General features: G+C 59.4%; 15 protein-coding genes, 1 tRNA gene and 1 pseudogene. 9 read left to right on the forward strand and 8 right to left on the reverse strand.

The annotated features are described in order from the left end of the window. Nucleotides 1–9 precede the first annotated feature (9 nt). Entirely contained in the window at nt 10–735 is a 726-nt protein-coding gene (locus CVS30_RS11725) for a mechanosensitive ion channel family protein (protein WP_245934575.1), read from the forward strand. A gap of 8 nt (nt 736–743) precedes the next feature. Beyond that, the gene (locus tag CVS30_RS11730; protein WP_110485515.1) at nt 744–1,184 is read left to right on the forward strand and encodes a globin; all 441 of its coding nucleotides are present in this window, start codon (nt 744–746) and stop codon (nt 1,182–1,184) included. A gap of 115 nt (nt 1,185–1,299) precedes the next feature. Here CVS30_RS11730 and CVS30_RS11735 read toward each other — a convergent pair whose 3' ends face one another. Further along, on the reverse strand, nt 1,300–1,968 hold the full coding sequence (locus CVS30_RS11735; protein WP_110485516.1) for a DUF8185 domain-containing protein: 669 nt from the start codon (nt 1,966–1,968) through the stop codon (nt 1,300–1,302). Then, entirely contained in the window at nt 1,968–2,459 is a 492-nt protein-coding gene (locus tag CVS30_RS11740; protein WP_110485517.1) for an acyl-CoA thioesterase, read from the reverse strand. Before CVS30_RS11740 ends, CVS30_RS11735 begins: the two co-directional genes overlap by 1 nt. A 135-nt stretch (nt 2,460–2,594) precedes the next feature. Here CVS30_RS11740 and CVS30_RS11745 point away from each other — a divergent pair, with 135 nt between their 5' ends. Then, nucleotides 2,595–3,500: an acyl-CoA thioesterase gene (locus CVS30_RS11745; protein ID WP_110485518.1), complete on the forward strand. Its 906-nt coding sequence runs from the start codon at nt 2,595–2,597 to the stop codon at nt 3,498–3,500. A gap of 182 nt (nt 3,501–3,682) precedes the next feature. On the opposite strand, the gene ettA is transcribed toward CVS30_RS11745, so the two are convergent. From ettA to CVS30_RS11760, 3 genes are all read right to left on the reverse strand, one after another. Continuing rightward, entirely contained in the window at nt 3,683–5,365 is a 1,683-nt protein-coding gene (ettA, locus tag CVS30_RS11750; RefSeq protein ID WP_110485519.1) for an energy-dependent translational throttle protein EttA, read from the reverse strand. An 85-nt stretch (nt 5,366–5,450) separates the two neighbouring features. Continuing rightward, nucleotides 5,451–5,954, reverse strand: a complete 504-nt coding sequence (locus CVS30_RS18330) for a DUF6993 domain-containing protein (protein WP_245934572.1) — start codon at nt 5,952–5,954, stop codon at nt 5,451–5,453. Between the two features lie 42 nt (nt 5,955–5,996). Then, a complete protein-coding gene (locus CVS30_RS11760; protein ID WP_146233389.1) occupies nt 5,997–6,680 on the reverse strand; it encodes a single-stranded DNA-binding protein in 684 nt (227 codons plus the stop codon). A gap of 132 nt (nt 6,681–6,812) precedes the next feature. On the opposite strand from CVS30_RS11760, the gene CVS30_RS11765 reads away from it, so the two are divergent. The 6 genes from CVS30_RS11765 (at nt 6,813) to CVS30_RS11790 (ending at nt 11,358) form a co-directional block, all read left to right on the forward strand. After that, nucleotides 6,813–6,885, forward strand: a tRNA-Arg gene (locus tag CVS30_RS11765). Nucleotides 6,886–7,432: 547 nt separating this feature from the next. Further along, the gene (locus tag CVS30_RS11770) at nt 7,433–8,659 is read left to right on the forward strand and encodes an MFS transporter (protein WP_110485521.1); all 1,227 of its coding nucleotides are present in this window, start codon (nt 7,433–7,435) and stop codon (nt 8,657–8,659) included. Between the two features lie 18 nt (nt 8,660–8,677). Next, nucleotides 8,678–9,055, forward strand: coding sequence for an ArsR/SmtB family transcription factor (locus CVS30_RS11775; RefSeq protein WP_110485522.1), 378 nt, complete (start codon nt 8,678–8,680; stop codon nt 9,053–9,055). Between the two features lie 42 nt (nt 9,056–9,097). Beyond that, complete coding sequence (locus CVS30_RS11780; protein WP_110485523.1) at nt 9,098–9,721, forward strand: hypothetical protein; 624 nt, start codon at nt 9,098–9,100, stop codon at nt 9,719–9,721. 100 nt (nt 9,722–9,821) lie between these two features. Next, nucleotides 9,822–10,418 (forward strand): copper resistance CopC family protein, encoded by a 597-nt coding sequence (locus CVS30_RS11785; protein WP_110485524.1) that lies wholly within the window; start codon nt 9,822–9,824, stop codon nt 10,416–10,418. 244 nt (nt 10,419–10,662) lie between these two features. Then, on the forward strand, nt 10,663–11,358 hold the full coding sequence (locus CVS30_RS11790; RefSeq protein WP_110485525.1) for a hypothetical protein: 696 nt from the start codon (nt 10,663–10,665) through the stop codon (nt 11,356–11,358). Nucleotides 11,359–11,372: 14 nt separating this feature from the next. Here the strand turns inward: CVS30_RS11790 and CVS30_RS11795 are convergent, their stop codons facing one another. The 3 genes and pseudogenes from CVS30_RS11795 to CVS30_RS11805 all read right to left on the reverse strand — a co-directional run. Beyond that, nucleotides 11,373–12,425 carry a hemolysin family protein gene (locus CVS30_RS11795; protein ID WP_110485526.1) on the reverse strand — a complete coding sequence of 351 codons (1,053 nt, stop codon included), beginning with the start codon at nt 12,423–12,425 and terminating at the stop codon, nt 11,373–11,375. Next, the gene (locus CVS30_RS11800; protein WP_110485527.1) at nt 12,418–13,779 is read right to left on the reverse strand and encodes a hemolysin family protein; all 1,362 of its coding nucleotides are present in this window, start codon (nt 13,777–13,779) and stop codon (nt 12,418–12,420) included. Before CVS30_RS11800 ends, CVS30_RS11795 begins: the two co-directional genes overlap by 8 nt. A gap of 870 nt (nt 13,780–14,649) precedes the next feature. Next, nucleotides 14,650–14,934, reverse strand: a pseudogene (locus tag CVS30_RS11805) (asparagine synthetase B); the annotation flags it as partial.

Below are 14,934 nucleotides of genomic sequence, written 5' to 3' on the forward strand. Positions count from 1 at the left end.
GTGCACACCATTACATTTCTCGGCAACCTCAATGACAATCTCCTTGAGCACCTGGTCCTGGCCAGCATCACCATAGCCATTGGCTTCGCGGTCTGGCTGATCCTGCATTACCTGATCCGCATTGTGGTCAAGCGCGCCAAAAAAGACAACGCTATGATCGACCACCGCTCCCTGCGCTGGGCGGCCCCGGTCCTGCGCACGATTGACCCCGTGGCGCGGGCCTTAGAAAACGAGCGTCGCGTCCAGCGCGCCCGCACGATCGGCTCGCTACTGAATTCCATCCTGACCGGTGTGGTTGCCGTGGTGACCGGCTTCTACGTCTTGATTGCCTTCCAGATCAACATCGCACCGCTGTTGGCCAGCGTTGGTGTGCTCGGTATCGCCATAGGTTTTGGCTGCCAGCAGCTCATCCGAGATTTCCTCGCCGGCATCTTTATCACGATCGAGGACCAGTACGGCATTGGCGATGTCATCCAGACCAGCGAGGTCATCGGCAAGGTCGAATACGTGGGGCTGCGCATCACCCGGGTTCTCGGCGAGGATGGCACGCTGTGGTACCTGCGCAACGGTGAAATCCTCCGCCTCGGTAACCGTTCCAAGGGCAACTACCAGGCCCCAGAACCAGACCCGTCCGACACTCTCAGTACCCCCGCCTCAGGCGCCGCTGCCCCCATGGGTGCCGGTCCGGCGTCGTCCGCCCTCGCAGCATCCGCCGACAACGAATCAGCAGAATAGATACCATCATGACCTCCGAACCACAGCAGATCCCCCTCACACCCGCCACTTCAGCTCCGGCTCCGGCCGAGGACTACGCGGATACTTTTTACGCCCAGATTGGTGGGCACGAGACCTTTGCGAAGATCATTCACGTCTTTTACGAGGGCGTTGCGGCCGATCCCGTGCTGCGCGCCATGTACCCCGAGGAAGACCTCGCCCCGGCCGAGCGCCGCATGCTCATGTTCATGGAGCAGTACTGGGGCGGGCCGCGCACCTACTTGGAGGAACGCGGGCATCCGCGGCTGCGCATGCGCCACATGCCCTTTGCCGTGACGCCGGAGGCCCGTGATCGCTGGCTCGTAGCGATGCGCAAGGGTGTTGATGCGGCGGAGTTGTCACCCCTGCACGAGGCCACGCTCTGGGACTACCTAGAACGCGCCGCGGCGTCGCTCGTCAACTCGGCGTAACCCGCTCTGCGATTTTTGCTACCGCTCCCCATTAATGCAACAGGTAGACCTGTTGCATTAATGGGGAGCGGTAGCATTTTTTGTTTAAGCCCGACGGCGGACCCTCACCTAAGTCTTAGAGAACGGACTTGGGGCGAACCAAGATGTGGCCGCGGGCTGAGCTCAGGCGCAACCACTTGTGGGAGCTAAAGAGAGTCGCACTTTCGCCCGGGGCAACGAAGCCCAGCGCGTAGGCGGCAAAGGCCGCGCCGCCGGGAACCTCGCCGGGGATGCCATCCATGGGCCGGCCCCACACGGAGGCCCGGATGTTGTTGACCAGCAGGGCGCCCGGGTTCACGGGGATGATCTGGCCAATCTCCTGAACACCGGCCTTCGCCACGGCGATGAGGCTATCCGCCGAAACCGTGCCCAGCTCCTGCCAGGCACCGCGCGGCGCGCTGACGGCAGCCCAGGATTCATTGACCGTCATGGGCGGCACGGGCAGGCGAACGTCGTCGGCCTCCATACGCGCCAGACGATCGGCGACCGAGGCGAGTGAGACCGTCACATCAAGGGTCGACGGCGTGGCCAGGGCCATGGTGCGCAAGCCCAGAATCGTAGGGGTTCCCTCCCCCAAAAGCTTCGCCCGCATGACGCACACGTACGCCGCGAGAACGTTACCGGCCCCCTGAAGGCGGATGGCGCCGTCGTCCGCGGTGCGAGCCCGCGTGACAAAGGTGCGCAGATCAGCAACGGTGCCGGCGTCGTCGAGGAGCAATTCATCGGTGTGGGTTGCTGTCGACATTAGCTATTTCCTTCGGAAGTGGCGGAGGTACTGGGGCGGGCGGCGCCGCGTTTGAAGGGCACGGGCTCGCCAATCCAGGCTTCGAGGGCCGTGCGCTGCTCATCGCTAAGACGGACGGGTCGCCCGGTGGTGCGGGAGACCAGGACCATGGAGGTGGCGGCTTGGGCGAACACGATCGACTCATCGGATTCGGTGATGGAGTATCCGAAGTCGAAGCTCGAACCACCAATGTTGGTGACCCAAATGTTGACGTAGATGGGCGTGGGGCGGAAGGCTATGGGCGCCAGGTACTCAATTTCATGCCGGCCCACCAGGGTGAACAAGTCACTGCCCACGAGGCTTTGGAAGGTGCCGCCGCCGGGTAGTTCGGCGTAGGTCATTTGGACGCGGGCATCCTCAAGATATTGCAGGAAGACAACGTTATTGACGTGGTTGTAGGCGTCAATGTCGCCGAAACGGATTTGCTGTGAGATTTGAATGCCAGGTGCCATGCCTCCATCATCTCAAAGCGGCAGGGGCGCCACCAATCGACGCTGGTATCGACTGCGTCACTTCCCTGCCTTTGTGCGGAATCCGGCCGGAGCGCCTATTTGCCGCGACGTCTATCGACACATAGAGTCACGTCTATGAATGAGAGCGCAATGAAGAGCGACCCCATGGAGTCGCTCCTACGAATATTGGACCTTTCCGATTCTGGCGGAGCCCAGACCGATGAAAGTATTTTTGTCGGGCACGGTGATGCCAATGCGCCCATGAAACGACTTTTTGGTGGGCAGGTCCTGGCACAGTCGGTGGTGGCTGCGGCGCGCACGGTCGACAGTGACCATTTGGTGCATTCCATGCACGGGTATTTTTTGCGCCCAGGTGACGCAGCTTCCCCGCTGACCTTTGGTGTCCAGCGTTTGCGTGATGGGCGTTCTTTCTCGGCTCGTCGCACCCACGCCTATCAGGCTGGCGTGCCGATCCTGTCGATGATTGCCTCGTTCCAGCGGCCTGACAGCGGCATTGAACATCAGGAGAGCATGCCGACCGGCATTCCTGGTCCTGAGACACTTCCTACCTCGGCTGAGCTGCTGGGCGGCATCAATCATCCCGTGGCGAAGTCCTGGGCGCATGATCGGCCGTTCGACATTCGCCACGTGGGCTCCGATGTGTACTTTGACGTCAAGGGCGAGAAGGTCGCGCATCAGGCGCTGTGGCTCAAGACCCTCGGTGCCATGCCCTCGGATCAAAATCTGCACCGTGCCGCCCTGGCGTACGCCAGCGACTACACGCTGCTGGAGCCCTCGCTGCGCCGTCACGGAATCCACTGGTCCATGCCGGGCATCAGTGTGGCCAGCCTGGATCATGCCATGTGGTGGCACCGTCCCGTACAGGTCGACGACTGGTTGCTCTACGTTTCCGAATCCCCCAGTGCCTCCGAGGCCCGTGGCCTGAATCTGGGACGTTTTTACAACCGCGACGGCGTGTTGGTCGCCTCGGTTGCGCAAGAAGGCATGATCCGTGTTCCTGATGGGCTCCTCGACGAGTAGAGCTACGTCCCGGCGTTGTCAGCCGTTGACTTGGCACATAACGCCGTTCTGAACGATTTAGAACGGCGTGACGTGACGACTCAAGCTGTCTTCGTGCCGCGCTAAATCGAAAAATGGCCGGACCCCAAAAGGGTCCGGCCATTTTTATGGGTCCACGCGCTCTGGACCCCTGCGATTGGGGATTAGTCGCGGGTCAGGCGGCGGTGGGTAACGCGGTGCGGACGAGCCGCATCGGCACCCAAACGCTCAACCTTGTTTTCCTCGTAGGAATCGAAGTTACCCTCGAACCAGTGCCAGTTGGCCGGGTTCTCATCGGTGCCTTCATAGGCGAGGATGTGGGTAGCGATTCGGTCCAGGAACCAGCGATCGTGCGAGACCACAACGGCACAGCCGGGAAATTCCAGCAGAGCGTTTTCAAGGCTGCTGAGGGTTTCCACGTCGAGGTCGTTAGTAGGCTCATCCAAAAGCAAGAGGTTTCCACCCTGCTTGAGGGTCAGCGCCAAGTTCAGGCGGTTACGCTCACCACCGGAGAGCACGCCTGCCTTCTTCTGCTGATCCGGGCCCTTGAAGCCGAAGGCGGCAACGTAGGCGCGTGACGGCATTTCAACCTGGCCGACCTGGATGAAGTCGAGTCCGTCGGACACCACTTCCCACAGGGTCTTGTCGGGATCGATTCCGCCACGGCTCTGATCAGCGTAGGAGATCTTGACCGATTCGCCGACCTTGAGGCTTCCGCCGTCGAGCTCTTCCAAACCAACGATGGTCTTGAAGAGCGTGGACTTACCAACACCGTTGGGGCCAATGACGCCAACAATGCCGTTGCGGGGAAGGGTGAAGCTCAGACCGTCGATCAGCACGCGGCCGTCGAAGCCCTTCTGCAGGTTCTCGGCTTCAAGCACGATGCCACCCAGGCGCGGGCCCGGCGGGATCTGAATTTCTTCGAAGTCGAGCTTACGGGTGCGGTCTGCTTCAGCAGCCATCTCCTCGTAGCGAGCAAGACGAGCCTTGGACTTGGTCTGACGGCCCTTGGCGTTGGAGCGTACCCACTCGAGTTCTTCAGTGAGACGCTTCGCCATCTTGGCGTCCTTCTTGCCCTGAACTTCCAGACGAGCGCGCTTCTTCTCCAGGTAAGTAGAGTAGTTGCCCTCGTAGGGGTACAGGTGACCGCGGTCGACTTCGGCAATCCATTCGGCCACGTGGTCGAGGAAGTACCTATCGTGAGTCACGGCCAAAACGGCGCCAGCGTAGCTCTTGAGGTGCTGTTCCAACCAGTTCACGGACTCAGCATCCAAGTGGTTAGTAGGCTCATCGAGGAGCAACAGGTCAGGCTTCTGCAGCAGAAGCTTACACAGTGCAACACGACGGCGCTCACCACCGGAGAGGACCGTTACATCGGAGTCTCCCGGGGGGCACTGAAGTGCGTCCATGGCCTGCTCGAGCTGGGAATCAATGTCCCAAGCATCGGCAGCATCAATGGCTTCCTGCAGCTTGCCCATTTCCTCGAGAAGAACGTCGAAGTCAGCATCGGGGCTGGCCATTTCTTCGGAGATCTCGTTGTAACGGGTGATCTTTGCGTAGATCTCGCCAACGCCTTCTTGGACGTTTCCAAGAACGGTCTTCTCCTCGTTCAGCGGCGGCTCCTGGAGCAAAATGCCCACAGTGTAGCCGGGGCTCAAGCGAGCGTCACCGTTCGAGGGAGTGTCCAAGCCAGCCATGATCTTCAAGATGGTGGACTTACCGGCACCATTGGGCCCTACGACACCAATCTTGGCGCCCGGGTAGAAAGACATGCTTACGTTGTCAAGAATGAGTTTTTCGCCAACAGCCTTGCGGGCATTGGACATCGTATAAATAAATTCCGCCATACCCCCAAGGTTAGTGGGTATAGGCATATATCTCACATTCGCGACCTCGAAAGTGAGGAACGCGGTACTCCCGGTCCAAAGCGGGCTAGTGAACGTCTCCTACAAAGCAACGTCCCGATGCCAAAACAGGGAGGATTGTGACGGCCACTTCTCCGCTGCGAACCTGGCCAATAACGCATTCTTTATCCACGAGCGTTGCCGCTTCAATGGCATCCACGGCCAGACCGGTGGGCGTAATATCCACGGAAACCTCGACATTTTCTGCCATCGCACCCGCCTCAACCATGGCTTGCATGACTTGTTCGCGACTAGGCGCCTTTGTGACAGCCGCAAGATTCTCCAGCGTGTCTTTGACCTTGATCTGAAGTTCCTGCGCTGCGGTCTTGACCTCCGGAGCCGCCGAGGCCAGTGTTTCCTCTGGCACAGCCGCGGGCGTGGTGCTTTCGGTGGTTGCCGAGGAGCCAACCGGAAGCAATGAACAGCCCCCAAGCACCATGGAACTTGCCAGCAGGGCCACCGCACCAACGACGTGCAAGCGCGCACGAGTCTCGGTGGACTGGCGGCGGGATGTCATCTTTTCCAAAGTCACCCCGCCATTCTGCCATGTCACTCTTGCAATCCGATGTGGGTGCTAGTACGGCACGGATTCACTTATCTCGCCAGTCTCAGAATCGACGCTCTCCCCCGACTCCAATACTTCATCGTCATCGGAGTCTTCCTCGTCTGATGTGTCTTGGGGATCATCATTGGTCAACGCAGCGGCGAGGTCATGATCGGCGTCGTCCAGGTCGTCCGTTTCACCCTCAGGATCTTCACCAGGCAAGTAGCCGGGCGCTTGCCGCCCCTCCGACGCCGGAGCATTGAACCCTCTCGATTCGTCAGGTGCGGCCACCGGATGTGCACTGACCATGCGGGTGAAGTGAGCCGAACCAAACTTGAGATCCGGGCCGATGGAGTCCGCTTCAATTTCCACACTGGTGCCCTTTGTTCCGTCTGGCCGCAAATATGTCCTGATGTTCAGCCTTCCCACTACGATGATGCGATCGCCCTTGCGAAGTGAGACAACCGAGTTTGCCGCCAATGAACGGAAGGTGGTGACCCGATACCAGTTCGTGGGCCCATCGCCCCAGGTATTGGTAATGGGATCCTTGATCGAATCCGCAGACCCCATGCGGAACTTGCCCATTGCGACACCCTTTTGAGTGGTGCTCATCTCAAAATCTGAGCTAACGAACCCCTGAACAGTGATGCGGTTTGCCATGGCCTTGCCTTTCGAAGTGCCGCTGCTGCGGTGGTATTGACGTACTTCCAGCAAACGCCCATGCGATGCTTCCCGGTAGAGCCCATAAGCGTTTTGGGGGCAACTCAGGAGGGCAACTAACCTGTGGAGGAAGAGATAATGCAATAAACCTGATAATTTAGATGCGGCTCTGTAACTAAGAGCCACGCCTCGGTAGCTCAGCGGATAGAGCAGGAGCCTTCTAATCTCTTGGTCGTGGGTTCAATTCCCGCCCGGGGCACAAAGGGCCTCTGACCTGCGGTTATGTTCCGCAGGTCAGAGGCATTTAACGCCAAAAACGGCCCAAGTCACGTTTTTGCTCACGTTATCAGACGAACTATTGCTCGGAAGTTATTCTGCACGGCAACCAAAATCGGCCCGAAACCTGGTGAAGGAATCCCCCGGAGTCCTTCCGACTCCTGCTAAAGACTGTCAAAAACAGTCACTATGCACCAATGCCGACCGCCTGCCAACGGACCCAATTATTAGGCCCTCCGATCGTCCCACCCGCGGCACTGGACAACGTCAGCGAGCAAGAATCCAGTCTGCTTGATGGCTACAAAATCGCCCAGAAGCATCGACCTTCCAGCTCACGCAATGCGGCAATTGCCCCTCAAATGGGTTAGCCACCCAGCGGCCACGGCTGCCCGTTCCTGGCAGATTTTCATCCCTTCAGACTGAACCCCAAGCCAACCCGTAACCAGAGCGGCCACACGCGCACGTTCGAAGGGACTTCTGCTATATTAGGTGCAATAGTTCGCACCTATGCACGCGATTGGTCCTTTGTGATGTTGTCTATTCTGAAAAATACGACGTACCGGCGACTGTTCTCCGCCCAAGTGGTGGCCCTGGTGGGCACCGGGTTGTTGACTGTGGCCCTAGGTTTGCTGGCATTTGACCTGGCCGGCAAAGATGCAGGCGCGGTGATGGGCACGGCATTGACGGTGAAAATGGCCGCCTACGTCGGATTCGCCCCGGTCATCAATGCCTTGGTGGCCAGGCTGCCGAAGAAGCCGGTGTTGATCGGTGCCGACCTGCTGCGTGCGGGCATGGCCTTGTGCCTGCCGTTCATTACCGAAACATGGCAAATCTATGTGCTGATCTTCGTGCTGCAGTCCGCCTCCGCCACGTTCACCCCGGCATTCCAGTCCCTGATCCCACAGGTGTTAAAGGACGAGCGGGACTACACACGGGCATTGTCCCTGTCACGGCTAGCCTATGACATGGAAGCGTTGGTCAGCCCGGCCTTGGCGGCCGTGCTGTTGACGGTGATCAGCTACAACAACCTGTTCCTTGGGACCGTGGTCGGCTTCCTGTTCTCCGCCTCGATGGTGATGGTCACCCGGTTGCCAAGAACCGAGCAAGCTGCCGGGGTGCAGACCTCGTTGTGGCACCGGACCACGCTGGGAACCCGTATTTTCTGGCGGAACCGACGCCTGCGGTCCTTGCTGGCCCTCAATCTTGTGGTCGCAGCCCCCACCGCCTTCGTGCTGGTCAACACGGTGGTCTATGTCCGTGAAACCCTGGACCGCCCGGCAACCGATCTTGCCCTGGCTTTGGCCTGTTTCGGGGTTGGCTCGATGATCGTTGCGCTCTGCGCGCCCAAGGTCTTGGATAGCTTCGGGGATCGGGTGGTCATGCTCACCGGTGCCGCCGTGCTGCCTCTTGTCCTGGCCGGGGCCACGGTTCTGACGTTCCTGCCGCCCGGACCGGGTCAATGGTGGTGGCTGTTGGGATTGTGGTTCCTGCTCGGTGCAGGCAACTCCACAATCCTGACGCCGTCCTCCCGGCTCTTGCGCAACGCCTCCACGGAGGAAACTGCACCGTACGTTTTCACGGCCCAGTTTTCCCTCTCCCACGCCTGCTACATCGTCACCTACCCACTGGCAGGGTGGATCGGTGCCACCTTTGGATTGGGGCCGGCTGCGCTGGCACTGACTTTTATTGCGATGATAGGTAGTGCAGGTGCATTCCTGTCCTGGCCCCGACATTCCCTGACGGATGCCCCACTGTAGAAACTGAGGAAGTGACCATTGAGCAGTCAACCGGAGAACGTGCCCAGCGCGGCCACTGAATCCCCCTCGCTCGTCCACGCAGTCGAGCCCGGCCCCGAACTCCTGGACGCCGCAGCAGCAACATTGAGGATGCTTGCCGAACCCACCCGCCTGCACCTGCTCTGGCAGCTCTCCGACGGGCCCAAGACTGTTTCGGAGCTGACTGCCGCCGCCGGCGTGCCCCGCACCGTGGCCAGCCAACATCTAGCCAAGCTGCGCCACAGCGGCCTAGTAGATACCCGCAAGGAGGGCCGCAACGTGATCTATTCCCTGCGTGATGGTCACCTGGTGCGGTTGATCCGAGAAACCATCAACCACGCGGACCACCAATTGACCGGCGAACCCACACACGACTAACACACACCACGTACTAGCACCGGCACACAGGAAGACGGGATTATGACAGCTCATACACCCCTGCGTCTTCCGCGTGCCCTGCTAGTCACCACAGCAGTGCTGGGCCTGGCCATCGCCGCCCACACAGCTGCAGACGGATCACTGCCCCCACCAGCCATTCTTGCCCTGCTGGCCGCACTGATCCTGATCCCTGTCACTCTTCTCTCCCGCCGTCGCATCACTCTGCCCGCCATGTCCCTGATCCTGGGCGCCGGTCAAGGCCTTCTGCACAGCGTGTTCAGCCTGTTCCACGGAGTCACCGGACACTGCACAGCCTCCAGTATGGCCACACACCACGGCCACCACAGCAATGCCATCCCGGACTGCAGCTCCCTGGGCGCCGTTGCCGGAGCCACCCACCACATGGGTCAAGACCTCGGCGGCGCACCCATGGTCACCGCCCACGCAATAGCCGTGTGTTTGACCGCCCTAATCTTGGCCCATGGTGAGGCGGCACTGTGGCAACTCCTTGCCTGGCTGCGCCCCCTCACCGCGCAGATACGACCCCGCCCACTTCCTGTTTTCACTCGGCTCATAGTCCTGGCCGATCATGCCACCGCACCAACACTCTTTGCCGGTTTAGATCTGCTCGCGCCACGAGGGCCTCCGGCGACTGCTGCCCTGTAGGGCCTGGGACCTGAGAGCCTGACGCCCCGCAGAAGAAGCCACGACCTCACACAATCTTTCGCTGCCCCAGTGCGCAGCTTGTCCCGAAAGGACACCCCTCATGAAGCTCAATTTCCGTCGCGCCCAAAAAATTGGTGCACTCGCCACGGCTATGGCCCTCGCCTCACTCCTGGCAGCCGGCCCGGCCCAGGCCCACGATGCCCTGGCGTCCTCCAACCCCAGCAACGGGGACACCGTGACCACCAACCCCGGCAAAGTGTCCATCACCCTGACCAAAGCACCGAACACCGACCTGCCCGACAGCAGCATCATCAAAGTCACCGCCCCCGACGGTCACGTTGTCAGCACCGGAAAAGTCACCGCTGACGGCCCCACGCTCAGCATCGCTGCAGACATCGACCACCCCGGCGAACACACCGTGGAATGGCGCACTGTCTCCGCCGACGGACACCCCATCGACGGAAAATTCACCTTCACCTACGCGGAAGCCGGAGCAAGCGCCGCAGCAACACCCACAACTGCAACTGCAGAGAGCGTAGAAAACACTGAACAGGCCGCGACCACCACTGTCAACGACACGGAACCAGACAACACCGTCTGGTACATCGGCGGCGGCATCGTCCTGCTTGCCCTGGTCATCATTGGCGCTTACGCCCTCGGACGGCGCAAGAAGATAGCAGCAGATCACACCGACTGATTCGTGAGATCACGCATTCCTGTGACCCTATAAGCCGGGGATGCAGAGACAAGTAGGGCCGTGGAGATAAGTCTCTACGGCCCTACTTGTATCTGCATCGAGACCGGTTGAAGGACCTAAATACAGTGACTCGCGGGCCCGGACAGAAAACACTTTCGTTTAGGTTGCCCTCCACAGGAGACTGACCGCTGTCGGTCTTCTGATCGCCCAAGGATCGAGGCCCATGAGGGCTTAGAATCAGGCCATGGCGAACACGACGGATCCAGAGAAGGTACGTGCTGAGCATCGCTGGCCCGCTGTCTTGGGGCTGCTGGTCGCATTGGGCTTGTATGGGACTTTGCCCAGTGTTTTCTTTCCCGTTCTGCGCTATACCGTGGTCGGGATCGGGCTCGCAATGCTCATTCCATTGCTCATTTTGAACCCCCACCACCTGCACAAGGAAACCAAATGGTCCAAGCGATTGGCCACCGGCCAAGCGTTACTATTGGTCGCGGCCAACGGGGTTGCCTTAGTCCAACTGATCGTCTTGCTCACGGCCAAGGGCAGCGATGATGGGCCCGGAGTATTGCTCGCCGCCCTACAAATCTGGGTCACGAACATCATCGCCTTCGCATTGGTCTTTTGGGAACTGGATCGAGGTGGCCCCGTCAGCCGGCGCCACACCAAACGCACAGACCTGCCACCGGCTGACTTCCGCTTCCCCCAAGACGAGGACCACGACGCGATCGATGAAGTCGCCGCACGGTCATCCCAGAAAACAGGATGGGTCGCTTCCTTCATTGACTACCTGTATTTCTCCCTGTCGAATTCGATGGCGTTCAGCCCCACAGACACCATGCCCTTATCCGCACGAGCAAAAGCACTCATGGGCCTTGAATCAGCCGGAGGATTCATCCTGTTGGCTCTGGTCATCGCCCGGGCCGTCTCGCTCCTGGAATAGTCCACCCAGCGGGGCTAGGGTTGCTGGTCGCCGCTAGTAGCGTCCTGGACTTCCCCGACGAGTTCTTCAATGATGTCTTCCAGGAACAAGACACCCGTCGTCGTACCTGCCTCGTCGAAAACGCGGGCTACATGGGCGCCTGTTCGACGCATGGCAGCTAGGGCGTCTTCGAGGTCGCTGCCGCTGTAGGCAGAGGCCAGACGGCGGATACGTTTCGCCGGGACAGGCTCGGCAAAAGCTGCCGGCCCGGTGAGGTCCATGACGTCCTTAAGGTGCAAATACCCGCTCGGCTCAGCGTCTTCGTTGGTCAGAATGTAGCGGGAGTACCCATGCTGAGCGACAGCACGTTGGATATCTGCCGGTGAGGATTTATCCGGCATAAGAACCATGTCCTTGATGGGCACTTCAACGTCCGCCACGGTCTTGGCCGTGAATTCAAAGGCCTTGGACAGTGTCCCGCTGGTGTCTTCCAGAACACCGTCACGGGTTGATTGCTCCACAATGTTCGCCACCTCATCTAGGGTAAAAGCGCTGGTGGCTTCGTCCTTGGGCTCGACCTTGAACAAGCGCAGAATGCCGTTGGCCAGACCATTCAGAGTCCAGATGACGGGTTTGAAGATCCGGGCCACCAACACCAACGGCGGGGCCAGGATCAGGGCAGCTCGTGTGGGCACGGAGAAGGAGATGTTTTTGGGCACCATTTCCCCGAACACCACATGCAAGAACGTCACCAGCAACAATGCCGTGGCAAACGCAATAATCCCGATCGCTTCCCCGGACAGCGAGGTCAGTCCCAAGGGGATTTCGAGCAGATGGTGAATGGCCGGCTCAGAGACGTTCAGAATCACCAAGGAACACACGGTGATGCCGAGCTGGCTCGTGGCCAGCATCAAGGTGGCATGCTCCATAGCCCAGAGCGTGGTTTTGGCGGCTTTGCTTCCAGCCTCAGCCCTGGGCTCGATCTGTGAACGACGTGCCGAAATCACGGCGAACTCGGCACCGACAAAGAACGCGTTGACGATCAACAGGACAACGAGCCAGATAATGCCTGGTAGATACTCACTCATGGGTTGTCTCCTGCGTCAGGTCATCAATGATTTGGTCGTGTCGGCTCTTAGTTTCTTCCGGCATATCCGCAGGAGTGAATTTCAGGCGCTCTACATGTGTCCCGACCACTCGCTCCACACGGAGGGTGCCGCCCTCCACATCAACTTCGTCGCCCAGTTCGGGCATGCGGTCGAGTTGGTCGGTGACGAACCCGGCCAAAGTGTCGTAGTCCTCGCCTTCGGGGACGTTGAGCCCCGTCCGGTCCAGCAATTCATCAGGTCTCAGGGATGCATCGAAAGTAATCGAGCGGCCCGTCTTGACGACGCCGGCCCTGGCTCGGTCGTGTTCGTCTTCAAGTTCTCCCACGATTTCTTCCACCAAGTCTTCAAGGGTGACGATGCCGGCCGTTCCGCCGTGTTCCTCGGAGACAATGGCCACTTGGAGGCCCTGTTTGCGGAGCAAGCCCAGGAGTGAATCAACGCCCATGGATTCTGGAACGATCAACGCCGGAATCATCAACGCCGATGCCCTCACATCGGTGCGCTCGGCCAAGGCGACGGCGAACGCTTGCTTGACATGGACGACGCCGAGGATGTCATCCCTGTCTCGCCCGATCACGGGGAAACGCGAGAACCCTGTCAATGTGGCGGCCTCAACGATCTGTTCAGCCGTTTCATCGGCGCCCACCGTGATCATGCGGACCCTCGGGGTCATCACGTCAGCGGCGCTGAGGTCAGAGAAGCGAAGCGTCCGGTGCAGCAGCTGTGCATGGTCCTGGTCGAGAACGCCTTCAAGTGCCGAGCGTCGAACCAAGGAGCTAAGCTCTTCAGCGCTACGGGCACCGGACAGTTCTTCCTTTGGTTCGATACCAAAGGATCTGATGATGCCATTGGCCGTGTTGTTGAACAGCACAATGACCGGTTTGAACACAGTAGTAAAGAGGGCTTGAAAGGGGATGACCACCTTCGCTGTGGCCAGCGGAAGGGCCAAGGCAAAGTTCTTAGGCACCAATTCACCAATCACCATGGAGAAGACCGTGGCAATGAAAATACCTACCACTGCGCCAACGCCTGGAACGATGGACTCGCTGACACCGGCAGCAATCAGCGGCTCACGGAGCAAGGAGCTGATAGCCGGCTCAAACGTGTAACCCGTAAGCAATGTGGTCAAGGTGATGCCGAGCTGGGCACTGGAGAGGTGCGTGGAAGTAATCTTCAACGCCTTGATCGTCGGGCCAAGCCGCTTCTCACCCTTAGCCTGACGGGCTTCAAGATCATGGCGGTCCAGATTGACCAGCGCAAATTCCGAGGCAACGAACAATCCCGTGCCGACGGTGAGGACAAGACCGATACCGATCATGATCAACTCATACATTCGAAGCGCCCCTCTCCCGCGTCGACCGGCGTACCGGTTAGAGGAATGAGGGGCAAGGGCATGTGTGAGGGAGGGTCATCCATAGTAGAAACAACTATATCCATATCCGCTGTGGGTTTGCCGAGAACCAAAATGCGACCTGCCATCCACCTTGTTGATGAACCTGCAAACGGCCACCAGACTGAGGCCACGGCGCTGTGCTGCAGGGCTTCGTCACGTTTTACTCACGTTTTTGAACGAAAACCAACCGCAGTTCATGACATCTCGAGGGCCTCATTGGCCTGAACTCCCTCGGAAATTGGCGGTTTTTGGCGGTCAAAGGATGCTGTTGGCATGAGATCTCTGAGTTTCTGTTGGCCGCCGGTTCGAGTCCGGCCCGAGGCACAAAAGTGCCTCTGACCTGCGGTTATACCTCGCAGGCCAGAGGCGTTCGAGACCAACTCCCCTTTTACTTCCCCAATTCGTCACAATTGCCTCCCGATTTCGCTCCCCCTTTTCCTGTACAGGGGCTCATAGCTTGCAAGATTCCGCGGATATTGAACTATGTGACATTTGAGGGTTGGCGTGGATAGGTATTGGGCCTCCGATAGCCGTATTCGGGTCAACAACGGAACCCACTCACGCCAATCTCAAGCAAACCTCGGCTGCCCAGGAATCTGGCCAACCTGTTGCGATCTGCGGGTGTCCTTGCAGCCAACTGACGCGTGTGTATCCAGGTGCCCAAGCGTTCGATTCAGTCCACGCGACACATGGCCTGGAGTTCGATCTCGACACTTGCCTTGAGTGGGAGGCTGGCAGAGAGCGTGGCTGGCTTCCGCCGGACCCCAAGGTTAGTCAACACGGACCACCGTGACCTCAAACTGGTCAGGATCAGTCCCCCACTGACGATTTTGCATCAGCTCTCGTGGTCGAAGGGGATACGTAGATTTCGGGCTCGTCGAAGAATTCGCGTAGCCAGAGTTCGGTGTTGATGAGGCGCCAGAAGACCATGGTGGATCCGGAGGACTTGCCGCTGAGGTGTTCCTCGAAGGCGTAGATGACAGCGTCTTGGTTCCAGTACGGGCGTGAGCCGAAGGAAGAGGAGAGGAAGATCTCGTAGATCTTTTCCTTCATGTGTCCGAACCACTCGGCTTCGGGGGTGGTGAAGCCGATTTT

The sequence above is a fragment of the Arthrobacter psychrolactophilus genome (assembly GCF_003219795.1).
Classification (GTDB): domain Bacteria; phylum Actinomycetota; class Actinomycetes; order Actinomycetales; family Micrococcaceae; genus Specibacter; species Specibacter psychrolactophilus.